At 63.0% G+C, this 23,088-nt stretch carries 19 protein-coding genes and 1 riboswitch; of the genes, 6 read left to right on the forward strand and 13 right to left on the reverse strand.

Annotated features, from left to right (window positions below; genetic code table 11):
* The first annotated feature begins 1 nt into the window (after nucleotide 1).
* The 3 genes from recD (at nucleotide 2) to AADW18_RS12905 (ending at nucleotide 3,188) form a co-directional block, all read left to right on the forward strand.
* Complete coding sequence (recD, locus tag AADW18_RS12895; RefSeq protein ID WP_337343990.1) at nucleotides 2-1,945, forward strand: exodeoxyribonuclease V subunit alpha; 1,944 nt, start codon at nucleotides 2-4, stop codon at nucleotides 1,943-1,945.
* Between the two features lie 68 nt (nucleotides 1,946-2,013).
* Nucleotides 2,014-2,622 (forward strand): GTP cyclohydrolase I FolE, encoded by a 609-nt coding sequence (folE, locus tag AADW18_RS12900; protein ID WP_337343804.1) that lies wholly within the window; start codon nucleotides 2,014-2,016, stop codon nucleotides 2,620-2,622.
* Nucleotides 2,623-2,789: 167 nt separating this feature from the next.
* On the forward strand, nucleotides 2,790-3,188 hold the full coding sequence (locus AADW18_RS12905) for a YchJ family metal-binding protein (protein ID WP_337343805.1): 399 nt from the start codon (nucleotides 2,790-2,792) through the stop codon (nucleotides 3,186-3,188).
* A gap of 125 nt (nucleotides 3,189-3,313) precedes the next feature.
* On the opposite strand, the gene AADW18_RS12910 is transcribed toward AADW18_RS12905, so the two are convergent.
* Nucleotides 3,314-4,600, reverse strand: a complete 1,287-nt coding sequence (locus AADW18_RS12910) for a M20 family metallopeptidase (protein WP_337343991.1) — start codon at nucleotides 4,598-4,600, stop codon at nucleotides 3,314-3,316.
* Between the two features lie 177 nt (nucleotides 4,601-4,777).
* On the opposite strand from AADW18_RS12910, the gene AADW18_RS12915 reads away from it, so the two are divergent.
* The gene (locus AADW18_RS12915; protein ID WP_337343806.1) at nucleotides 4,778-5,563 is read left to right on the forward strand and encodes a TSUP family transporter; all 786 of its coding nucleotides are present in this window, start codon (nucleotides 4,778-4,780) and stop codon (nucleotides 5,561-5,563) included.
* A 148-nt stretch (nucleotides 5,564-5,711) separates the two neighbouring features.
* Here AADW18_RS12915 and AADW18_RS12920 read toward each other — a convergent pair whose 3' ends face one another.
* From AADW18_RS12920 to AADW18_RS12940, 5 genes are all read right to left on the reverse strand, one after another.
* Complete coding sequence (locus tag AADW18_RS12920; protein WP_337343807.1) at nucleotides 5,712-6,560, reverse strand: universal stress protein; 849 nt, start codon at nucleotides 6,558-6,560, stop codon at nucleotides 5,712-5,714.
* 127 nt (nucleotides 6,561-6,687) lie between these two features.
* Nucleotides 6,688-8,520 carry a YbhB/YbcL family Raf kinase inhibitor-like protein gene (locus AADW18_RS12925; RefSeq protein ID WP_337343808.1) on the reverse strand — a complete coding sequence of 611 codons (1,833 nt, stop codon included), beginning with the start codon at nucleotides 8,518-8,520 and terminating at the stop codon, nucleotides 6,688-6,690.
* Between the two features lie 483 nt (nucleotides 8,521-9,003).
* Nucleotides 9,004-9,417: a sensory rhodopsin transducer gene (locus AADW18_RS12930; RefSeq protein WP_337343809.1), complete on the reverse strand. Its 414-nt coding sequence runs from the start codon at nucleotides 9,415-9,417 to the stop codon at nucleotides 9,004-9,006.
* Complete coding sequence (locus AADW18_RS12935; RefSeq protein ID WP_337343810.1) at nucleotides 9,414-10,616, reverse strand: D-arabinono-1,4-lactone oxidase; 1,203 nt, start codon at nucleotides 10,614-10,616, stop codon at nucleotides 9,414-9,416. Before AADW18_RS12935 ends, AADW18_RS12930 begins: the two co-directional genes overlap by 4 nt.
* Before the next feature lie 8 nt (nucleotides 10,617-10,624).
* A complete protein-coding gene (locus AADW18_RS12940; RefSeq protein ID WP_337343811.1) occupies nucleotides 10,625-11,002 on the reverse strand; it encodes a sensory rhodopsin transducer in 378 nt (125 codons plus the stop codon).
* Nucleotides 11,003-11,124: 122 nt separating this feature from the next.
* On the opposite strand from AADW18_RS12940, the gene AADW18_RS12945 reads away from it, so the two are divergent.
* Nucleotides 11,125-12,090 carry a TIGR03885 family FMN-dependent LLM class oxidoreductase gene (locus AADW18_RS12945; protein ID WP_337343812.1) on the forward strand — a complete coding sequence of 322 codons (966 nt, stop codon included), beginning with the start codon at nucleotides 11,125-11,127 and terminating at the stop codon, nucleotides 12,088-12,090.
* Between the two features lie 98 nt (nucleotides 12,091-12,188).
* Here AADW18_RS12945 and AADW18_RS12950 read toward each other — a convergent pair whose 3' ends face one another.
* From AADW18_RS12950 to AADW18_RS12980, 7 genes are all read right to left on the reverse strand, one after another.
* Nucleotides 12,189-13,790, reverse strand: a complete 1,602-nt coding sequence (locus AADW18_RS12950) for an alpha-amylase family protein (RefSeq protein WP_337343813.1) — start codon at nucleotides 13,788-13,790, stop codon at nucleotides 12,189-12,191.
* 166 nt (nucleotides 13,791-13,956) lie between these two features.
* Nucleotides 13,957-14,631 carry a UdgX family uracil-DNA binding protein gene (locus AADW18_RS12955; protein WP_337343814.1) on the reverse strand — a complete coding sequence of 225 codons (675 nt, stop codon included), beginning with the start codon at nucleotides 14,629-14,631 and terminating at the stop codon, nucleotides 13,957-13,959.
* A 1,006-nt stretch (nucleotides 14,632-15,637) separates the two neighbouring features.
* Nucleotides 15,638-16,114 carry a DUF2269 domain-containing protein gene (locus tag AADW18_RS12960; RefSeq protein WP_337343815.1) on the reverse strand — a complete coding sequence of 159 codons (477 nt, stop codon included), beginning with the start codon at nucleotides 16,112-16,114 and terminating at the stop codon, nucleotides 15,638-15,640.
* Nucleotides 16,095-17,432, reverse strand: a complete 1,338-nt coding sequence (locus AADW18_RS12965; RefSeq protein ID WP_337343816.1) for an SDR family oxidoreductase — start codon at nucleotides 17,430-17,432, stop codon at nucleotides 16,095-16,097. Before AADW18_RS12965 ends, AADW18_RS12960 begins: the two co-directional genes overlap by 20 nt.
* Nucleotides 17,417-17,605 (reverse strand): hypothetical protein, encoded by a 189-nt coding sequence (locus AADW18_RS12970; protein WP_337343817.1) that lies wholly within the window; start codon nucleotides 17,603-17,605, stop codon nucleotides 17,417-17,419. Before AADW18_RS12970 ends, AADW18_RS12965 begins: the two co-directional genes overlap by 16 nt.
* 305 nt (nucleotides 17,606-17,910) lie before the next feature.
* Nucleotides 17,911-18,462 carry a hypothetical protein gene (locus AADW18_RS12975; protein ID WP_337343818.1) on the reverse strand — a complete coding sequence of 184 codons (552 nt, stop codon included), beginning with the start codon at nucleotides 18,460-18,462 and terminating at the stop codon, nucleotides 17,911-17,913.
* Nucleotides 18,459-20,003 carry an FAD-dependent oxidoreductase gene (locus tag AADW18_RS12980; protein ID WP_346842729.1) on the reverse strand — a complete coding sequence of 515 codons (1,545 nt, stop codon included), beginning with the start codon at nucleotides 20,001-20,003 and terminating at the stop codon, nucleotides 18,459-18,461. Before AADW18_RS12980 ends, AADW18_RS12975 begins: the two co-directional genes overlap by 4 nt.
* Nucleotides 20,004-20,298: 295 nt before the next feature.
* Nucleotides 20,299-20,543: riboswitch (cobalamin riboswitch) on the forward strand.
* Nucleotides 20,544-20,735: 192 nt separating this feature from the next.
* Between AADW18_RS12980 and metE the strand changes: the two genes are divergently transcribed.
* Nucleotides 20,736-23,012 (forward strand): 5-methyltetrahydropteroyltriglutamate--homocysteine S-methyltransferase, encoded by a 2,277-nt coding sequence (gene metE / locus AADW18_RS12985; protein ID WP_337343820.1) that lies wholly within the window; start codon nucleotides 20,736-20,738, stop codon nucleotides 23,010-23,012.
* The last annotated feature ends 76 nt before the right edge of the window (nucleotides 23,013-23,088 follow it).

Here is a 23,088-nt window from a genome sequence, read left to right on the forward strand (position 1 = left end):
CATGATGTTTCCGACTCCGGGCACATCCACGTTTGGCGATCGCCTGCGTGCCGTCGATCTGGCCTTGGCCGACACGCTGCGGCGACTGGATCCGCAAACCGATGAGCGCGTGTTGCTGGGCGCGGCATTGGCGTCGCTCGCGGTCAGCGCCGGTCATGCGGCATTCGATCCCGCACGGCCGCATTGGCTGCTTGGGCATGCGGAAGATCTGCCGGACGCGGACGATTGGATCGCTGCCTGGCGCGCGTCGCAATGGATAAGCGAGCCAGCGTCGGAAGACATCGCGAACCCGACCGCACCGTTGGTCCTGGAAAACGGATTGCTTTATCTACGCCGTTACCGCGAGTACGAACGCGCGCTCGCCGCCGGGTTGAAGCGGCTGGCATCGCAATCGCTCGCAAGCACCGATCTTGCCGCCGTGCAGCCGTTGTTCGCCGAACTGTTTCCGCAAGCGGAGCAGGGCGACCGCCAGGCGCGCGCGGCGGCGTTGTCGCTGGTGCAGTCGTTGCTGCTGATCACCGGCGGTCCCGGCACCGGCAAGACCACCACCATCGCACGGCTGCTGTTGCTGCTGATCGCGCAAGCCGATGCGCAGGGTGCCGCACCGCGTATCGCATTGGCGGCACCCACCGGACGCGCGGCCGACCGTATGTCCGAGAGCCTGCATGCCGCCTTGGCGAAACTGGACGGGCTATCCGGTCTTCGCCCCGCATGGCTCGCAGCGATGCCGCAGCGGGCCAGCACCTTGCATCGCCTGCTCGGCAGCCGGCCAGGCAGCCCGCACTTCCGCCACAACGCCGACCAGCCACTGCCGTTCGACGTGATCGTGGTGGATGAAGCCTCGATGGTGGATCTGCCGCTGATGGCCAAGCTGGTCGATGCCGTGCCCAATGGAGCGCGCCTGATCTTGCTGGGCGATCGCGATCAGTTGCCATCGGTGGAAGCTGGCGACGTGCTGGCAGCGATCGGCGATGCCGCGGGTGATGGGGATGTGTTGCCGGAAGGATTGGCGGAACGACTGGCGCGATTGCTGGGGATCTCTGGTTGTGGGAGCGACGTCAGTCGCGACCGGAAATCTTCCGCAGCCAGCGACACTCCCAGACAGGTGGATCTATTCGCGGAAGAAGTACTTGATAGTTCCAGCACTATGGTCGCGACTGACATCGCTCCCACAAATGAGGTCCTGCCCCCCCTCTTCGGCCATCGTGTCCAACTACAACGCGGCTATCGCCAGTCCGAAGAACTCGATCTGGCGCCGCTGGCGGATGCCGTGCGCAACGGCGACGCGGACGCTGCGTTATCACTGCTGCGCAGCCAATCCCTGCGCGGCGTCGACTTCCATGAAGACGCCGCCGGTCCACTCGCATCCGCCACACGCCAGTTGCTGCTGGCACATTGGCGCGGCATGGCAGCCGAAACCGACCCCGCCGCGGCGCTGGTGTTAGCCGACCGCCTTCGCCTGCTGACGGCTTTGCGCGAAGGTCCGCAGGGGGCCGCCACATTGAACGCACAGATCGAGGGAGCCTTGGCGGGCGTCCATCGCGATGTCTATTTTCATGGCCGCTTGCTGCTGATCGCGGAGAACAGTTATCGGCACGGATTGTTCAACGGCGACGTCGGCATCTGCCTGCGCCAGACCGATGGCGCCACCGCGGTGTTCTTCCCGGGTGGCGGCGACGGCGTGCGCGGCTTCCATCCCGCCGCCTTGCCCGCTCATCTCAGCGCTTTCGCGCTCACCGTGCACAAGGCGCAAGGCTCCGAGTTCGACCAGGCTTGGGTGGTGCTGCCGCGCCAGGATGCGCGCACGCTGACGCGGGAACTGCTCTATACCGCGATCACCCGCGCGCGCCGGCAGGTGCACCTGTTCGCGCACGAGGACATCCTGCGAGCGGCGCTGTCCCGGCAGGCGCAGCGCGTCGCCGGGCTGGCGGAAAGACTGGTCTAGCCAGCCCCGCCAACGGATCGCATGCCCTAATGCGTTAACATCACGCCCCCGTGCGGGAGTCCTTACCCATGAGCCCCAAGAGCAAACCCATTCCCCCCAACGTCACCCAGGAGCAGGCAGAAGACGCCGTGCGTGTGCTGCTGGAATGGGCCGGCGAGAATCCGGAGCGCGAGGGCTTGCTGGATACGCCCAAGCGAGTAGCCAAGGCCTACCGCGACTGGTTCAGTGGCTACCAGATCGATCCGCGCGAGTACCTGGCACGCACGTTCGAGGAAGTCGCCGGCTACGACGAAATGATCGTGCTGCGCGATATCGAATTCGAAAGCCACTGCGAGCACCACATGGCGCCGATCATCGGCAAGGCGCATGTCGGCTATCTGCCCAACGGCAAAGTGGTGGGCATCAGCAAGCTGGCACGCGTGGTGGACGTCTATGCCCGCCGCTTCCAGGTGCAGGAAAAGATGACCGCGGAAATCGCGCAGTGCATCCAGGACGTGCTGCAACCGCGCGGCGTGGGTGTGGTGATCGAGGGCGCGCACGAATGCATGACCACCCGCGGCGTACACAAGCGCGGCGTCAGCATGGTTACCTCGAAGATGCTCGGCGAGTTCCGCGAGGATGCCCGCACGCGTCTGGAATTCCTGCAGTTCATCAAGGCCGGCAACGGCGGACGGTAGAAGCGCCCCGCCGGTGGGAGCGCCCGCTTTGTAGGAGCGGTGTCCCGCCGCGAGCTCTTCCCGTCAGATCGCAACAGAAGTAAAGCGCTCGCGCCGGGACGGCGCTCCTACAAGAGCTGTTGCCTGTCGGCAGTATCCCCTGTCGTTGATGCAGCAATACGCAAGGCATGTCGAAGCCCATCCATCACTCCACTTGTCCTTGCGACTCCGGTTTGGCGTATGCCGACTGCTGCGGCCGCTGCCACGCCGGCGAAGCGGCACCGGGTGCCGAAGCGCTGATGCGTTCGCGCTACAGCGCTTTCGTGTTGAAGAATGAGTCCTACTTGCGCGCAAGTTGGCACCCGGAGACATGTCCGGTCGATCTGCATTTGGAAGAGGCAGGCGGATCGACGAATTGGTTGGGCCTCAGCGTGAAGCACCACCGCATCACCGGCCCGGACACGGCGGAAGTGGAATTCGTTGCCCGCTACCGCATCGGCGGCGGCCCCGCGGTGCGCTTGCACGAACGTAGTCGTTTTGTTCGCCAGGATGGCCGTTGGCTATACGTCGACGGCGATCATCTCTGAACACGCTCTCGTAGAGCCGAGCTTGCTCGGCTGCTCTTGAGGAATTCCGAGATCCGTGCGAAGAGCAGCCGAGCGAGCTCGGCTCTACGAGGAGCTTCAGCGGAGCTTGCTCCGCTCTACAAGGCCTACGACTTTCCACCATGCAGGTAATCCAACGCCACCTGCATCAACGAGCGGAAGCCCAGATCCAGCGAAGACTCATCCAGCATGAACTGCGGTGAGTGATTGCTGGGAGCAGTCGCCGGATCGATGCCTTTGGCCGTCGAACCGACGAAGAAGAACATCGAAGGCACTTCCAGCGCGTAGAACGAAAAGTCCTCCGCGCCCATCTGCAGCGGCGGCTCGATCACGTTCTCCTTGCCCGCCGCGGCCTGCAGGCTGGGCAACATGCGCGCGGTCAGCTCGGGATTGTTGATGGTGGCCGGGTTGCCTGGCTGGTCCGGCACCTCGGCCACGACCTTGGCGCCGTGCGCCGCGGCCACGTGCTCGGATACGTTTTTCAGGTCGGCGAAGATCTTCTGCCGCATGCCCTCATCGAAGGTCCGGATGGTGCCTACCAGCTCCACGTCATCGGGAATGATGTTGTAGCGGATGCCGCCCTTGATGGCGCCGAAGGTCACCACCGCCGGCAGCTTGGCGATGTCCGTGCGGCGGCTGACGATGGTCTGGGCGCTGCCGATCAAATCAGCGGCCGCCACGATGGGATCGATACCGCCCCAGGGCCGCGACCCATGCGTCTGACGGCCGATTACCTTAATGGCGAAGCGGTCCGATGCGGCCATCAGCGGTCCCTGGCGCACGCCGATCTGCCCGGCGGGGACGGAAGAGAACACATGCAGGCCGAACACGGCTTCGGGCTTGAAATCCTTGAACAGTCCTTCCTTCAGCATCAGTGCCGCGCCGCCTTCTTCACCGGTGGGCGCGCCTTCTTCGGAGGGCTGAAAGATCAGCATCACTTCGCCAGGCAGATCGGCCTGCATCGCCACCAGCGCCTCGGCCACGCCCATGAGGATGCCGGTATGCGCATCATGGCCGCAGGCGTGCATCACGCCCACGGTTTCGCCCCGGTAGGTCGACGTGACCTTGGAAGCGAAGGGGAGGTCGTTGCGCTCGGTCACCGGCAGCGCGTCCATGTCGGCACGCAGCGCAATACGCGGTCCTGGCTTGCCGCCCTTGATGATCGCCACCACGCCGTGATGAGCGATGCCGGTCCTCGGCTTCAGGCCCAGCGCTTTCAGGTGCTCGGCGACCTTGGCGGCAGTGCGCTCTTCTCGATTCGACAGCTCCGGGTGCTGATGGAAGTCGCGGCGCCAGGCCAGCACCTTGGCTTGCAGCTTCTGGGCGGCGGCGGCAACTTCCGGGCGCTGTTCGGCCGTAGTGTCCTGCGCCTGGGCAGACAGTGCGCACGCCATCGACGCGGCCAGCAAGGGAACAGCAAATCGAAAAGCAATGCGCATCATCGGACTCCAAACAGGGATGCCGTGATGCTAACCGGATAGCGGCACGTGTGGGACGTATGATAGGCACGCGTTCCGTGTGGCCTTGTCGCCGATGGCGGCGCATCGGCCGTCACCCCACACCGGATTTCCATGCACGAACTCGCCTTGCAGGCTCTGCTGCTGCTGTTTTTCGCCGGCATGCTGGCCGGCTTCATCGATGCCATCGCCGGCGGCGGCGGCATGATCACCATTCCCGCCATGCTGCTGGCAGGTATCCCGCCGCTGCAGGCGCTGGGCACCAACAAGCTGCAATCGCTATTCGGTTCCGGTTCCGCCAGTTGGGCCTATGCGCGCCATGGCCATGTCGATCTGCGTGCGCAATTGCCCATGGTGCTGATGGCTGGCTTGGGCGCTGCGCTAGGTGCGTTGCTGGCGACAGTGGTACCGGGCGGCGTACTCAAGGCCGCGCTGCCGTTCCTGCTGATTGCCATTGCGGTGTACTTCGGCCTGAAGCCCAACATCGGTGAGCTGGACCGGCAGCGGAAGATGAGCCCGTTCGTCTTCGGCCTGACGTTCGTGCCGCTACTTGGTTTCTACGATGGCGTGTTCGGCCCCGGCACCGGGTCTTTCCTGATGCTGGGCTTTGTCGCGCTGGCCGGATACGGCATTCTCAAGGCCACGGCGCATACCAAGTTCCTCAACTTCGGTTCCAACGTGGGTGCGTTCGCGGTGTTCCTCGCTCATGGCGCGGTGTTGTGGAAGGTGGGGCTGGTGATGGGAGCGGGGCAGTTCATCGGCGCGTATCTGGGTTCGCGGTTTGCGATGAAGCAGGGAGCAAAGGTGGTCAAGCCGTTGCTGGTGACGGTATCGGTGGCGCTGGCGATCCGTTTGCTGGCGGATCCGGCGCATCCGTTGCGGGTTTGGTTGGGCTGGTAAGGTCCCGCCCTTTTGATGAGCGGCGAGATCATCATCGAAACAGCGTAGGAGCGGCGTCCCGCCGCGAGCTATTCCCGTCAGATCGCGATAGACACAAAAGCTCGCGCCGAGACGGCGCTCCTACATGGGTTTGCGGAAAGTTGGTCGGCTAATGCGAATACAACACCGGCAACATCGCCTCGCTTAGCAGTTCGCGCGTCACGCCGCCCACCGCCCATTCACGCAGGCGCGAGTGGCCATAACCTCCCACAACGATCAGCTGTGCTTGCGAGAGTTGCGCGTGCTCCAACAGTACGGATGCGACGGACTGGCTATGCGATTCGCGCACAACCCAGTTCGCGACAACGCCATGACGTGCCAGGTGCTCCACGATGTCCGCTCCCGAGAAGTCGTCTTCTTCATCGTCGGGTTCGGCGCCGGCAGGTTCCACCACCAGTACATCGACGGTGTCGGCGGATACCAGCAGCGGCAAGCTGTCGTGCACCGCGCGGGTCGCCTCGCGGCCGGGTCGCCAGCCCACCACCACGTGGCGTGGCGGTAGCGCGACGTCGCAGCGAGGCGGTACCACCAGCACTGGCCTGCCCGATTCCAGCAGCAGGCTGGCGAAATAGGAATGCGTGATCTTGGCTTCCGTGCTGTCGGCTCCGCCCCCCGCGACTACTACCAAATCCGCGGCATGCGCGCAGTGGGCCGCCATCCGATACGGCTCGACGAACAGCGCCTCGACCGCACCGACATCGCTCGATAGTGGCTCGGGCTCCAACTTCGCGCGTATCCGCGTCACGTTGTCCTCGGCCCGGGCACGCAAGCGCTGATAGACATCGCTCATGGCCGCGTCCGGCATGAATCCCCAGGCGCCCGTCGCCGGCACCGGCAGGTTCACTATTTCCAGCACCAGCAGATGAGCGCCCAGGTTGGTCGCCAGATCGATGGCAGTGTTGAGCGCATCTGCATCGCCCGCGGTAGCGGTGTTGGGGACGACGATGGTCCGGATCATGGTGGGCCTCCGATTCGATGGCTCGATACAGGGCGTTACGGGTCAGGCGCCTCCTCCAGCTATGTTGATCCTGGCCGCATTACCGTTCTGAGAAAGCCGCCGTGAAGACTGCATGAATTCGCTTCACTCACTTCCCGGCTGCCGGCTGCTGGTAAGTGCCCACCAATTCGCCCTTGGCGAGTACGTGCCCCTGCATGGCCGACAGCAATTGATTGCGGTCGGCGCCAGGCGGCAGGTCGAGCGGTCGATCCAGTGCGAACACCTGGAAGTGATAGTGATGCGGCGGATCGCCTTCCGGTGGCCGCGGTCCGAAATAACCTGGCGAGCCACGGTCGTTCGCGCCTTGCAGGACGCCTTCGGGTTCGGTCAGCCGCAGCTGCTCCTGCAATCCTTCCGGCAGTTCGGTCGTGCTGGCGGGAATGTTCCATGCCAGCCAATGGGTAAATGGCTTGATCTGTTTCGCGTCAGGATCTTCCACGATCAGCGCGTAAGCGGCAGCACCTTGCACCGCGTTCCATCGAATAGGCGGCGAAACGCCGTCGGCGTACTCGCTGTACTGGGCCGGGATGGCCTGCCCGGATTTCCAGGCCGCGGATGAAACCGACAAGTCGGTTTTGGCTTGCCCGCCTCTAACGTGAGTTTCTGGACGCGCCGCAGCCAAGGGGCCGCGGTCGGTTTGGGTTTGATCGTTCTTGCGCGGTTGATTTGAAGTTTGTGGTGTCATGGCTTGACTCTTCTCAGGTCCGTCGTGGTCGATGCGGTAGATGACGCCGTTAGCGTCATCGCTCATCAATAACGCACCATCCTTGGCGACCGCCAACCCGACCGGCCGTGCGAAATGCGTGGTGCCACCATCACTCAGAAAACCGGTGGCGAACGGCTCGATCCGCTGCGGCTTCCCGTTTGCGAAACGGATGCGCACGATTTCGTAACCGGACGCTGGCTTGCGGTTCCATGAACCTCGCATCGCCACGAACGCATCGCCTTGGTACTCAGCGGGAAATGCACCGCCGCGATAGAACACCATCTGCATTGGCGCGGCATGCGCGGTGTAGCCCAGCGTCATCGGAGTGCTCAGTTGTTTCCATTGTTGTTTGCTGATGTTTCCTGGTGGTGTGCTTTGCGCATCGATGCCCCCTTCTGCATAGACGTGCGGCCAGCCGTAGCGCTTGCCCTTCTCGATGAGGTTCAACTCTTCCTTCTGCACGTCGTTGCCAAGAAAGTCGATGCCGTGGTCCATGCCCCATAGCTGACCGGTCTGCGGGTGCCAGTCGAATCCTATGGTGTTGCGAAGTCCGCTGGCGAATATGCTGCGGGACTTGCCGTCGGGTTGGACCTGCAGCAGCGTGGCGCTCTCGGGATTGGTCTCGTTGCACGCGTTGCAGGTGGAGCCGATGCTGACGTACAGCATGCCGTCAGGGCCGAAGGCCAGCGTGCGATTGGGATGCTGACCGCCATCGGGCAGGTCTTTCACGAATAGCGTCAGCGGCGCTAGCCGGCCATCAGGCTGGATATCGGCGCGAAATATTTCGTTGACGGTCGCCAGGTAAAGCACGCCGTCGTTGATCGCCAGACCGTGGGCACCCGGACGATGGGCAGCGGTGATGGGCTTGCCATCGGCTTTTCCATCGTTGTCCGCGTCCTTGAGCAACAGCACGTCACCCTGGTCTCGCCGAGCGACATACACATCACCCGTGTCGGAAACAGCCAGTATTCGGGCGTTCTTCAAACCCGTGGCGAAGGGAGCGATGGAAAAGCCGGTCGGTAGCTTCAGTGCAGCGATCCGTTCGGCGCTAGCTTCCTTCAAAGCGGGTTTGAAGATATGTCCGGTAACGGAAGTATCCGTACCGTCGCCCTGTTGCGCTACGGCTGCGCTGCAACAGAGCGCTAACAGCCAACCGTACGATCCGGGTCGTCTGGTCGATGGCAAGCCGGTACGCGGCGACGTGATCGGGTGCATGGCGACCTCCTCGGCAAGAGGGGAGACGGGAGAATGATGCCGAGAGCGAGTGCGCCACTTGGATTGGTTTTTGCCGCAGCTGGCATGTGCGCTGCTGCGTTGTCGCAACGCGACGCCATGTATCACGCCGCACATCGGCATTCGTTATGCATGGAGTTTTTACCTGTTTGTGCGGCAAGGATTTGTCAACGAGGGCTCTTTCCCTTCTCCCTCCGGGGTGAAGGCATGCGGCTTACGAGCCAAAGGCTCGTGCATGCCTGATCGCCCTGCGTGCTACGCAGGGCCGGGGCGCGAAGCGAGGTGCCCGAAGAGCCTGCCCCGTACTTGATACGGGGGCGGATGAGGGATTGGCAATGACTTGCCATCAGGCTCCCACTACAAGCGGAAATGTCATGCCCTCATCCGTCGCTGCGCGCCACCTTCTCCCGAAACGGGAAGGGAAAGCTGAAGCGATGCGCTTAGTTAGTACGCAAATGACGAGGGCTACAAAGAACGACCAGGTATATCGAAAAACGCCATGGCCATCATGCTGGCATTCGCTGCCTGGCGAGTGTCCTGCCGTGTGAACTGCACCACCACCGGGCAATCGCTTTCCATCAACAATCCATAGGGCTCGTCCAGTCGCACCGCTTCCGGAAATATCAAATCGTTGACGCGGAAGGTACGCACGCGCCGAGCCGCTATCGTCAGCCGATAGAATCCCACCGGTGAGTGCCGCTCATACAGCACGCGGATACGCAGATTAGCCATGGTGGACCCGGTATTGAGCACGCTGAACTGATCGCGGCTGGTGAATGCAGGTTCCGGTCCATTCGAGCGAGAGGGCGCGCAACCAGCGGAAACTGCCCATCGAAGCTTTCCCACCGGTGCGATGGTTAATGGCGTGCCGGGAATCATGCCGACGTTACCCCTAGCAGCTCGCGCAGATGGCGGTTGAGGAAAGTGCCCGCGGGATCGAAGCGCTCGCGCATGCGCAGGAAGTGGTCCCAGCGCGGATAACGAGGTGCCAGGTCGCGCGCTTGTAGCCCATGTTTCTTGGCCCAGTGCGGACGGCCGCCGTAGGCCAGGAAAATAGGTTCGATGTCGCGAAAATAATCTCGCCAAGGCAGCGAACTGTTCTGGTGCAGCGACAGCGTGACCACATCACGCCCGTGGGCCGGGCTGAGGTCGCTGTCGTCCGCGGCCACGGTGCGGAAAAGAACGCGCCAGCCGACGATGCTGCGCCAACTGTCCAGCACCCGCTCGCGTACCGCTTGAAAGCAGGCCACACCGTCTTCGGCAGGCACCGCGTATTCGCATTCCTCGAAATGATGTGGGATGCCGCTGTGCGTCGGGATGACCTGATGCCCGTAGCCGCCATGCCAATCCAGCAAGCGTGCGTAAGGAAGATCGAACGTGCCGCCGCCGGGGGGATTGAGCAAACGGATCTTGCAGTCGTCGCGGCGTGGATACCAATAGAAATCGAAACTGTGGTTCTCGGCCATCAAGCGGTCGCAGTCTTTCAGCACGTCATCGGTGCCAGCGGCGTATTCGCGTCGCTCGATGTTGTAGCTGCGCACGAGCTGCAGCGTGATGTCGGTGAAGATGCCCAGCGCGCCCAGGCTCACGCGCAGCGAATGCAACTTGTGGGGTTCATTGGCGCCGACCTCGTGCAGATTGCCGTCGCCGTCCACCAGCCGCACCGCGATCATCATCTGCGACAGGTTGTGCAATCGCCTGCCGGTGCCATGTGTACCGGTACCTACGGCACCACCTATCGTCTGCGTGGCCACGTCGCCCAGGTTGGGCAAGGCCAGGTCATGCGCGTACAACGCCTCGCCCAATTCGTCCAGCGGGGTTCCCGCGCGTACGGTGGCGCGGCGGCGGGCGCGATCCACGGTGATGACGCCTTTGTACTGGCGCAGCGATATCAGTGCATCCTGCGCTTCCACGATGCCGGTGGACGAGTGCCCGGTGCCGACAACGCGTGCACATCCCGATCGCTGCCGTAGCCGCCGAACCAGAGCGGCGAGTTCGTCCTCCGACCGAGGGTAATGAGAGGTGCGCGGATGCGCCGCCACACTGCCTGACCAGTTGCGCCAGGTAGCACTGGCCATGGCAGGCCCTAATCCACCGCAAAGGCGATCGTGGTCATCAGCGCGTTCTCGGCCTGGCGTGAATCCAGCCGGGTGTGCTGGACGACGATTTCGACATCCGACTCGATGACGCTGGCATATGGCGTGTCGCGCGGAATCGGTTCGGGATCGGTCAGGTCGTTGAAGCGCAGATGGCGGGTGCGTCGCGCGTCGACCTGCACGCGATAGGGACCTGCCGGCTCACGGTCCTCGAAATACAGGGTGATGGCGATATGCGCCTTGCGTTCGCCGGCATTGAGAATGCAGCAGGTCTCATGGCTCTGCAGCTCCGGTTCCGGCCCATTGCTCCGACCCGGGATATAACCCTCCGCGATCGCCCAGCGTTTGCGTCCGATGGCTCCGTTCATGATTCCGCTATGTATCACGGCCAATCCGTAGGCAATGTGTAGATGAAAGCGCCGCCCGCTCTCGCGGCGTTAACGCGCGCTGCCTATCCTGAATCCAGCGCCTTTTTCCGGTTGGAATCATCATGCCGCGGATCGGTTATCACGCCTCGCACGAACAGTTCCCACCGCGTGAACTGCTGGAACTCGTACAGCACGCCGAGCGGATGAAGTTCGATGTGGCAATGTGCTCCGATCACTTCCACCCGTGGAGCCATGCACAAGGCCACAGCGGACATGCCTGGAGCTGGCTGGGCGCCGCCATGGCCGTGACGCGGCTGCCGTTCGGCGTGGTGACCTCGCCGGTGGGCCGCTATCACCCGGCCGTCGTGGCGCAAGCGGCAGCGACGCTGGCCCAGATGTTTCCGGGCCGCTTCTGGCTGGCGGCGGGCAGCGGCGAGGCGCTCAATGAAGCCATCACCGGCGAGCCATGGCCGGACAAATCGCAGCGCAATCAGCGCCTGCAGGAAGCCGTCGCGGCGATGCGCGCGCTGTGGCGCGGCGAGGAAGTCAGCTGGGATGGCGCCATCGAGATGGAGAAGGCGCAGCTGTACACACTGCCGCCGGAACCGCCGTTGCTGCTGGCAGCGGCCCTGACCGAAGCGACCGCGCGCTGGGCCGCCAGCTGGGCCGATGGTTTGATCACCATCAGCCAACCCAAGGCGCAAATGCGCAAGTTGGTCGATGCATTCCGCGAAGGCGGCGGCGAAGGCAAGCCGATGTACCTGCAGGTCAAGCTGTCCTACGCAGAGAGCGAGCAGGCCGCGCTGGATGGCGCCCTGGAGCAATGGCGCACGAATGTACTACCGCCGAAGACGTCGCAGGAGCTGAAGACGCCCGCGCAGTACGAAGCGGCAGCCGAATCGGTGAGCGAGGAGGATATTCGGCGAGCGGTAAGGGTGTCGTGCGATCTACCGCGTCAGCTGGCGTGGCTGCAGGACGACGCCGAGATGGGGTTCGATCATCTGTACCTGCACAACGTGAATCGGGAGCAGCGTCGTTTCATTGACGATTTCGGTGAGCATGTTTTGCCCGGGTTTGGCGTCGGGTAATTGCCTACATCCAACCGATGAAGCTTCGGCGCAGGCTACCCATCCGGTAGGAGCGGCGGGACGCCGCTCCTACATCTTCGGCGCCAGCCAACGGACACCTACGAATAAGGCTTCCGCAACCACCGATACCCATAGCCGTTGATCGGCACCACGCCGTCAACAATCGGCTCGTAGTCAGCGTCGCTCAGCGCATCGGTCATCGTTTCCACCCCTTCTTCCTGCAGCCGCACCTCCACCGCGTCCGCGGACAGATTCACCAGGGTGATGACGTCCGATCCGCTTTCGTCATCGTCGTAGCGCAAGCCGAAGACTGAATCCTGATCCAGACGAGCGGGTCGCCAATCGCCGCCAAAGGTGGGAATGGCGACCCGCATATGGTTGGCGGTACGGACGACCGACAGCAGCGAATCCTTGCGCCAGAACTGCGATTCCACGTTGATCTTCGAAAATCCGAATGGGCCATCACGGATGATCGGCACCTGCAACGCGTCGGCGGCTGAGAATCCACCGTTCTCCACATCAGACCATTGCATCGCGGTGCGGACGGAGTTGCGTTCGCTCAGGCTCAGATCATCGCCCATGCCGATCTCATCCCCGTAGCGCAGGATCGGCGTGCCGGGCAAGGAGAGCAACAGCACGTGGGTCATCGCCAATCGACGGACATCGCCTTCCAGCATCGGCGCCAGCCGTCTTCGAATGCCGCGTCCGTAGATACGCATGTCCTCCTGTGGCGCGAACGCTTCCAGCACCGCGTTGCGGTCGCGTTTCGACAGCTGTTCCAGGTCCAGTTCGTCGTGATTGCGCAGCCAAACCGCGCGCCGCGCGCGCGGTGTTGGCGTCGGATTGCGTAGCAAGGCTTCCACCAGTGGTTTGGCGCGGCAGCGCGCCAGCGCCAGGAAGAAATGATTGTTGGTCCAGAAATCCAGCAGATGGGTCAGGCGGTCGCCGTCGCTGAAGTACTCCCGGTACTTCTTCACCTCGACATCGGCTTCGCCCATCATGATCGCGCCGGGACGGCGCTGCCAGGCGAAGCGGTGCATGTCGTCCAACAACCACAAACCGTCCTCGCGCGGGTCGGCGGCCTTGGCTCGCTCGATCATGTAAGGCACCGCATCGACCCGGAACCCCGCCACGCCTAAGCGCAGCCAGTACGCCATGATGCGGTACATCTCTTCGCGCACGCGCGGGTTGGCCAGATTCAAATCCGGTTCGTGCGAATAGAAGGTGTGGCGATAGAACTGCCCAGCCTGTTCGTCCCACGCCCATATGCTGTCTTCCACGCCGGGAAAGATCGGCTTCACTTCCGCTGGCTCTGGCTCGTCGACCCAGATGTAGTAGTCCCGATACGGCGAAGCACGGTCGCTGCGCGCTTCCTGGAACCAGGGATGCTGGTCGGAGGTGTGCTGCATCACCAGTTCGACGAGCACTCGCAGACCCAGTGATTCCGCACGTTCCATCATCGCAACGAAATCGGCGATATCGCCGAAGCGTGGATCTATCGTGAGATGGTCGGACACGTCATAGCCACCGTCACGGAAGGGCGATCGATAGAATGGCAGCAGCCATAGCGTGCTGGCGCCTATGGCGCTGATATGTTCAAGCCGGCTCTCCAGACCACGCAGATCGCCGCGACCATCGCCGTCGAAGTCGAGAAAGAGAGAAGGATCTACCTGGTAGATCAACGCGTCGTGATGCCACATGCGGGAAAGCCGAATGAGTGGCTTGTCTTGGTAACCCGCGCAGCGCTAAAAGAAAGTGATGGAGTTGTGGATGCTGCGTCGACATGTAGCGTGCGCTATGCGCATGATCCGGCATCATGTCGTGCGCACAGCGCGCGCTACGCAATCGACGCAGAACATGCATGCATCAACGCTTTCTGGGCAGCTTCCGCCGCAACGCATCGGAAACGCCGGCGATATCCTGGAAGAAGTGCGTGCGTGCGACTTCCCGACCGGGCGGTCGCATTCTCAGCAAGGCGGCAGGGTGCCACGTCGCCATCGCGCGGGTACCGGTGCCGATGTCGCGCCACTGGCCGCGTTCCTGTGTCAGCCGAAACTGATTGCCAAACAAGGTCTGCGCTGCCATCGCGCCCAATGCGACGACCAAGCGCGGCTTGAGACGCAACATCTCCGCCGCCAACCAAGGCCTGCACGCCGCCTGCTCAGCCGCATTCGCGCGCTTGTGCAAGCGTACCTTGCCGCTGCGCTCGTACTTGAAGTGCTTGACGGTATTCGTCACGTACAACGTGGCAGGATCGATACCGGCCGCGGTCAAAGCTTCGTGCAACAGTTTTCCCGCCGGACCGACGAAAGGCTTGCCCTGGATATCCTCCTGCGATCCAGGCTGCTCGCCGATGAACATCACGCGCGCATCCGGCGGCCCCGCACCGAACACCGTCTGCGTCGCATTGCGCCACAAGGGACAGGCGCGGCAATCTTGAGCCTGCTCACGCAATAGCTCCAGCGATCCTTCCGGGATGTGATCGACTGGTTTGGCCAGCAGGGGCGCGGACTCATCATCGGGAAGGCGCTTGCGCGGCATCAGCATTCGCTCCTGCGAAGCGATTGGGGAACCGAGGACTCCTGTCATGACGGTTCCCTAGAAGATCATCACAACGCAGCGCGCATCAACGCTGTGTAAAAGTAATTCACCCCAAGATGGATGAATGACCATAAACATCATCGAAACAGGTAGGAGCGGCGCCCCGCCGCGAGCTCTTTGCTCTTTGACGATCTCCTGAAACTTTGTGCCTGGTCATGATGGGACGTCTAGGCGCTGGCGCGGGTAGCTTTTCGGGATGGATGATTCACGCGCTTGCAGCGGGCGTCACTTGTTCTTTGCTCGTGCAAAGAAAAATAACCAAAAGAGGCGCTCTTCAACAGCCGAATGGCTGGTCAACACGCCCCGGGCAGCGCGTCCTTCGGGTTCGCAATCGGGCCGGGAATTTTCGGAAGGCACTTGCTCGCTTCGCTCCCAAGACCGAGGCGCACGCCTCTGGCGCTTGCCCGTTCGCCGGGGCAAAGCAGTGCTTTGCCTTAATTCGGCTCACCCAGTGCCTGCCGAAAACGACGCACCTCCTGTGCGCCGCCCCTGCGGGGTTTAACCCGTCCCGCTTGCCGCGCCTAAACGGGGCCCCAAGGAGCGAGAGCGGAGCAAAGGCAAAGGCAACAGTAAAAGCAAAGCCAAGGTCGAAGAAAAAAACCGTAACGACGTGTCTACAGCAAAAAGGCGATTGCTTTTTCTTCTGCTTCTGCTTCTGCCTCTGCCTCTGCACTTGGCTTTTGGGGTCCCCCTTAAGGCGCGGTGGCGCCGGTGGGTACAACCCCTTGGGGCGCCGCGCAGGACGCGCGGCGTTTTCGGCAGGTACATGGATGTGCCTTCCGAAAATTCCCACCGGCGACACGCACCCGAAGGGCGCGCCGCCAGGGGTGTGCTTTCTTTGGTTACTTTCTTTGCACAAGCAAAGAAAGTGACGCCCGCTGCAAGCGCGTGAACCAGCCGTTCCGATAAGTCACCCGCGCCAGCGCCAAAGTTCAAAGAACAAAAACTACCCACCAAACGGAAACCGCTTAGCCACCATCAAAAAGAAAATCAACAAAAACGAAATCAACGCTGGCACACCCAACGCCGCCCAACACCCCAGATACGCCGAATACTTCCTCGGCAACTCGGTGCCCGCCAGATCCGCAGCCACTGCAATATCCCGCAACCGCATCTGCAACCACACCACCGGCAACCAGCACAGCGCCGCGAACAGGAAAAGCACCACCGACCAATACAGCCACGGTGTTGTCAGTGGCAGGCCCATCTTGTGCGCAAGGTACAACCCGCTCAACGGCTGGAACACGATGGTCGTCGCGGTGAACAGCCAGTCGGCTATCACCACATACCGTGCCACTACCGCGACGGCATGCGTGTCGCGGCTCCAGCTGATGAAGAACAGATAGAACGCCGTGCCAACGCCTGTCCCGAACAGGAACGTCGAGGATAGGATGTGCAGGAATTTAACGACTACCAGGTCCATGCGCGTCGTCCAGTTCGTGTAAGGCCAGGATCATGGCCAGCAAGGGCAGATTCTTGAGCACCGGTCCATATGGATGCGCCCAGTATTCGGGCAGGTACAGGCTAATGATCGCTGTGTAGAACACGATCAATGCCAGCTGCGCACGGTAGACCCACCGCCGTCGGCGCGCGAACAACGTGGCGCCGCCGAGCAGCGCATCCAAACCCGCGGCGCCATACAGGGCGGCGATACCCAGTTCGCCTTCCAACCCGCTACGCGCCAGCAGCGCAAGGCTGGCTTGATGCGGATAGACGAACAACGACACCCACGCAGTGACCAGCCACATCGCCGCCACGGTGACGCGCATCAGTGGCACCAGCCAGGACAGTTGAGCCCGCCGGCGGAGGGCGGGGACTTGATCGTCGGCAATTAAATCGGCCGCTGCCCGTGGTGTGTGGCCCAGCGCCTCGGTGAACCGCTGCGGGTTGGCGGTATTACCGCGCTCCAGCATGCGCAGTGCCTCGGGTGTCATGACCGTGTTGGGAAAGCGCGCGGCCAGGCGCGCCGCGCCAATCGCCAGCATCCGCGGAATCGGAACGAATATCCCTCCGAAGCCGAGACGGCGTTTCAGCGTGGCCAGGTAGGCGCGCAGCGACAGCGCAGCCGGGCCGACGATGTCGACCACGCCTCCGATCGCGGCACCATCACCGTCGCGGTTATCGCTGCCGGGAGTGGCTTCGATCAGATGCACTGCCGCGTCGCAAAGATCATCCAGATGCACCGGCTGGATGGGCTGCTCTCCGCCGCCAGGCAGTGGCGTCAGCGGCAGCGCGGCCAAAAACATGAACCAGCGGCTGCTGGCGCCGCTGGGCGCGAACACCAGTGAAGGCCGCAGTACCACGGAACTGATTGGCAATGCCATCAATGCGACATCGGCGCGGCCTTTGGAGGAGAAATAAGCGAACGGCGATCGCGGATCCGCACCCAGCGCCGAGATCTGAACGATGCGGCGCACACCCGCTGCAACGGCGGCATCGAACAAGGCGAGCGGTGCTTTCACATGCAGTGCATCGAAAGTTTGATTCCCTTGTTCGCGGAAGATGCCGACTGCATTGACCACCACGTCGATGCCTTCCAAGCGCTGCCGCCAAGCTTCGGCCATGGTGGGTCGTGCATAGTCGATGTGAACCGTCGGCAGGCCGTCAAAGCGTGCCGCGGTCGTCACTTCAAGCTTGCCTTCCTTGCGCACGCCCAGGACCACCGCATGTTCCGCCTCCACCAGCCGCCGGACCAGCGCACCACCGATCAGCCCGCTGGCACCGATCACCAGGACGCGCATCGGTTGCCTCCCATGGCAGGTTCACGGACGTTGCTGCGGCGTGCCTGCATTTCGGGATCCTTGGCGAGCGTCGTTTCCACCGCGGTTATCTCCTGGCTAAGCCATCGCGGGACCGGCGCGGCCAGCAGTGGCACCAATGCGACCAGCCATTGGATATGGGGTGAGCCAGCCAAGCACAAGCATCGTCCATCGCTGAACCATACCGCCACCGGCTACACGATCCACCATGCCATGTCGGTTTTCTGGGCGTACTGGTACGAACTTGCGACACGCAGGAGTCAGCCGGCACCGATGCTGGCGAGCAAGGCGGCCGCGACGGCCGCCATCGCCTATGTGGTGGATTACTATGTCGTTCCTCCGCGCCTGAATCCCGGTTTCGACCGGCATCTTTCGGCGCGCGGAATGCTGCTGACATATGCCGCCTTTGCCGCGGGATTGTGTGCGGCAAGCCTGGTGCGGCAACGACGCGCGGGACGGCTCACCATGCATGGCGAAGCCTCCGTCCACGCGCCGCCCAGGCAGCGCGGAATTCCAGCAGCGCCGGCAGAACGCACAACAGCAGCGCCGGCGCCAGCACCAAGAACCAGACCGCAGCCGCGAAAGGTGGCTGGCGCGCCACGAGCGTCCATCCGCGCTGCCAGGCCGCCGGCCACTCCGACCCCAGCAGGATCCCGAAAGCGATGATCGGCGCCATGTCCAGGATGCTGTGCACGTGCTGCTCGATCGGCGAGATAACGCGACGGCCAAAGGCCTGCCGCGTGTCCAGATAACCGAACACCGCATGCAGGGCCACGAGCAGCATTTCGATCGACAGCAGCGACAAGCTTGGCGCCAGCGCTAACCACAACACCAGCCCTGAACCGATGACAGCCAGCTGCAGCAAATGCATCCCCGATTCCCTGAGTCCTGAGGTACGCGGCAGATCGGTGCGCCAGTGGCACAGGAAATCGCCTGCACCGGCCAGCAGCCACAGCAGATAGCCGCCGTAGATCAGCGCTTGCGGCGAAGCTTCGATCACAGTGTCAATCACGAAGCGATGGCGGCGTCTTCCAGTTCGAACGACGCCAAAGGCGCCTCCGCCGGTCCGTTGAGCACCTTTCCGCTGACCGCATCGAAGCGCGAACCATGGCAGGGGCAATCCCAGGATTTTTCGGTGGCGCTCCAACGGACGGCACAGCCCAGGTGCGTGCATCGTGCGGAATAGGCATGCAACGCCCCGCTGCCATCGCGATAGACCGCGACGCGATGGAAACCACGCCGGATCACCGCGCCATCGCCCAATGCCAGTTCGTCCAGCCGCTGCTGATCGCCAGGCGCGATCCAGTCGCGATACTGCAGCACCACGTTGGCGTTCTCGCGCATCCATTCGCCGGCGCTCTTCACGATCTTGCGACGCGGATCGTACAACTCGGCCCAAGGATTCTCTCGGCCCTGAATCAGGTCGCTGATCAACAGTCCGGCGATGGTGCCGTGGGTGATGCCGTTGCCCGAATCGCCGGTGGCGACATACACGTTGTCCATGCCGCCCGCGTCCGCCCCGATGAACGCCAGGCCGTCGGCGGGTTCAATGATCTGGCCGGACCAGGCATGGGTGAATCCGGTAACGGCGGGAAAGCGCTCGCGCGTCCATTCCTGCAGCCGGACATAGGCCGTCGGGTCGTCTTCCTGTCCGGTCTTGTGGTCTTCGCCGCCAACGATGACAACCACTTCATCCGGGTTATCGCCGGGATCATGCAGGCGGACGTAGTGATAAGGATCACCGTCATCCCACATCAACGCATCGGGCACGGCGCCTCGCGGTGCGCGTCCGGCAACCACATAGGTTCGATACGCCGCCTGCTTGGTGTGCAGGGCGACCGTTTCGTGGAAAGGTACGTTGGTGGCGACGACAACGGCGGCGGCCGCTATCCGCTCACCGGTGTCCAAAACCAGCGCCGGTGACGCACCGCCTTGCACTTCGCCGACGCGCGCGCGGTGGAACCGCACGCCGCTGGCCTGTGCCGTTTCCGCCAGCGTCAGGAGATAGCTGGCGATATCGACGCGGGCCTGGTCCTCGAATCGAAGGATCGGGCCGAATCCTGGCAGTTCGGGCAGTCCTTCTTCCAGGTAGTCGACGCGCAAACCGGCGCGGCGCGCGGCGCGCAGCTCCTGCTGTAGCGGCTTGCAGCTGCCGTCATGCGGGAACAGAAACCCGGGTACTCGCTGGAACCCGCAATCGCGCAGTGCAGACGTCGCGATGTCTTCGATCCAGTCGATCGCGGCAACATGGCTGGCCGCCGCCAACCGCGCACCGACTTCGCCGTGCCAGCGCGCCAGTTGATAGAAGCGATCATCCAGCGCCGAAGCCAAGTGCGCGGTTGTCCGCAGTGTTTCGCCTTCGCCCAATCCTTGGCGATCTATCACGGTGACCTGCCGCCCTTCGCGCGCCAGGCAAACCGCGGTGCTCAGCCCGGCAATACCCGCGCCGATAACCACCACGTCCTGTTGCCCAACGGGCGCCCTGTCCACGAAGTGCGCCTCGGTAAACCCGGTCAACGAACCCCAGACAGGAAGCGTGCGCGCCGTCGTCATCGTTGTTACCTCCCAGGCGAACGCCATCACCGTTTTGTAGGAAGGCGTGTGCTTATCGATGTATTGGCAGCCCCACAGTGCGCAACGCGGCGTGGAAGAGAAGTGAATGCGAAAGACGGCGCGAGCCGCCACGACAGCTAGCGCGCAAGTTCCATATGCGAATTCCTTGGTAGGAGCAGCGTCCCGCCGCGAGCTTTTTGCCCGTTTTACCGTTTGCACGGAAGAGCCCGCGGCGGAGACACCGCTCCCACAAAGACGCCACATATCAGGCGCTTGACGCCAGCGCACAAGCGGCGTAATTTGCGCCTGCCGAGGTTTCCATCTCTTCATCCGGATGTAGAGATGGAATTGAAAGGGAAGCCGGTGCGGGGCCTGTCTGCCCCAATTCCGGCGCTGCCCCGCAGCGGTATTTGGAAACGAACTTCGCCAATCGCACTGATCCTCGCGGATCGGGAAGCGGCGAATAGTAGGTTCGCGTTTCGCAACAGCGCAACGCGTCGTCCATGAGCCCGAAGACCTGCCCCGGCCGGAAGACCTAACCATCTTCCGCTTGACCTGGAACTTCCGAGGGGAAGCACCGGGAACGCCCGCGTGCGACTGCCCGTGTGCGATTCCCTGCGCGTTGCTAAAGCGGTTCCGGTTCGCCCGCGGGGGCGGAGGTCGTTGCGCGGTGGTTCGATCAGCGCGCCGTTCCTTCGTTTCTCATCCGAAAAACGCATGAGGAAACGCACCATGACCCAAGTAACCACGCTCGGCTTTCCCCGCATCGGCGGCAAGCGAGAACTGAAACGCGCACTGGAAGCCTACTGGCAAGACGATACGCAAGGGCAAGCGCTGCTGGCTACCGCGCGCGAGCTGCGGCAGCGCCATTGGAACCTGCAGCAGCAGGCCGGTGCGGACACCGTGCCTTGCAATGACTTCTCGTTGTACGACCACGTGTTGGATACCGCATTCCTGTTCGACGCCATTCCTGGCGCCTACCGCGCATTGGCCGATGCCGATCCGTTGGCGGGCTACTTTGCCCTCGCACGCGGCAGGCAAAAGGATGGTGTCGACCTGCGGGCACTGGAGATGACCAAATGGTTCGACACCAACTACCACTACCTTGTGCCGGAACTGCACGCGCAGCAGGCGTTTCGCCTGCGCGGCGAAAAACCCGTCGCCGAGCTTTTGGAAGCTGTTGCGCAGGGCCATCGCGCCCGACCGGTGCTGCTGGGTCCGGTGAGTTTCCTGCGGTTGTCCAAGACGGTGGATGGCAGCGAGCCGCTGGCGCTGTTGGACAAACTGCTACCCGTGTATGCGGAACTATTGACCAAGTTGAAGCGCGCTGGCGCCGAGTGGGTGCAGATCGACGAGCCCTGCCTGGTGCTGGATTTGAGTGCTGCCGAACAGGCCGCGTATCGCGCGGCCTATGCGGCACTGGCCGATGTCGAACGGCCGCAACTGCTGCTGGCCACCTATTTCGGCAAGCTGGCGGACAATCTCTCGCTGACGGCAACGCTTCCCGTCGATGGTTTGCACATCGACCTTGTGCGCGGCCTGGATCAGCTGGACGACGTACTGAAAGTGCTGCCGAAGGGGCGCGTGCTATCGGCGGGTTTGATCGACGGCCGCAATGTCTGGCGGACCAATCTGGAAAACGCGCTGATCCTGGCGAAATATGCGCAAGGCCACGTCGGCGAAGAGCATCTGTGGCTGTCGCCTTCGTGCTCGTTGCTGCACGTTCCGATCGACGTCAGCGGCGAAACCGGCCTGGATACCGAACTACGCGACTGGCTGGCATTCGCGCGGCAGAAACTGGAAGAACTGCGTACGCTCGCCGACGCGCTGGACGGCGTCGCGACCGCTGGCGCCGCATTGGCGCTGGCGCGCGAACGCCAGGAATCGCGCCGGCGTTCGCCACGCGTGCATCGTCCCGAAGTGGCGGCACGCCTGGCCGGATTGGACCGTGGCGCGTCCCGGCGCTCATCGCCGCATGATGTACGCCGCGCACGGCAGGAGGCATGGCTGAGATTGCCGGCTTATCCGACCACGACGATAGGCTCATTTCCGCAGACGCCGGAAGTCCGCCATGCACGTGCGCAGAACAAGGCGGGGAAGCTCTCGGATGCGGACTACGACGCTTTCATCGCCGCCGAAATCGCGCGCTGCATCCAGGTGCAGGAAGAGATCGGCCTGGATGTGCTGGTCCATGGCGAGTTCGAGCGCAACGACATGGTGGAATACTTCGGCGAACAGCTCGATGGCTTCGCCTTCACCCACAACGGTTGGGTGCAGAGCTACGGTTCTCGCTGCGTCAAGCCGCCGATCATCTACGGCGACGTGCAGCGCCCGGCTCCCATGACGGTGCGCTGGACGCAGCATGCGCAATCGCTGACCACCCGCCCGATGAAAGGCATGCTGACCGGTCCGGTGACGGTGCTGCAATGGTCTTTTGTCCGCGACGACCAAGCGCGCGCCGACACCTGCCGGCAGATTGCCCTGGCATTACGCGATGAAGTGAACGACCTGGAGGCCGTGGGCATAGGTGTCATCCAGATCGACGAACCAGCATTGCGCGAGGGCCTGCCGCTGCGGCGCGGCGATTGGTCCACTTACCTGGCGTGGGCGGTGGAATGCTTCCGCATTACCGCGTCGGGCGTGGCCGACGAAACCCAGATCCACACCCATATGTGCTACGCGGAATTCAACGACATCATCGAAGCGGTGGCGGCGATGGATGCCGACGTCATCTCCATCGAGACATCGCGCTCGCGCATGGAACTGCTGGAAGCGTTCGTGAAATTCCGCTATCCGAACCAGATTGGTCCCGGCGTCTACGACATCCATTCGCCCAGGGTTCCCGACGGCGGCGAAATGCGCGCGCTGCTGCAGAAAGCCCGAGAAGTGCTGGCGCCGGAACAGATATGGGTGAACCCCGACTGCGGATTGAAAACCCGCGGCTGGCCGGAAGCCCAAGCCGCGCTACTGGCGATGGTGTCGGCCGCCAAGGCGATGCGGGCCGCCTAGGCAAGCCAAGCTTCCTGTGGGAGCGACGTAAGTCGCGACGGAAGCATCTGGATGTTTCCGTCGCGACTTACGTCGC

Source organism: Pseudoxanthomonas sp. CCNWLY206-1 (assembly GCF_039710385.1).
Classification (GTDB): domain Bacteria; phylum Pseudomonadota; class Gammaproteobacteria; order Xanthomonadales; family Xanthomonadaceae; genus Pseudoxanthomonas_A.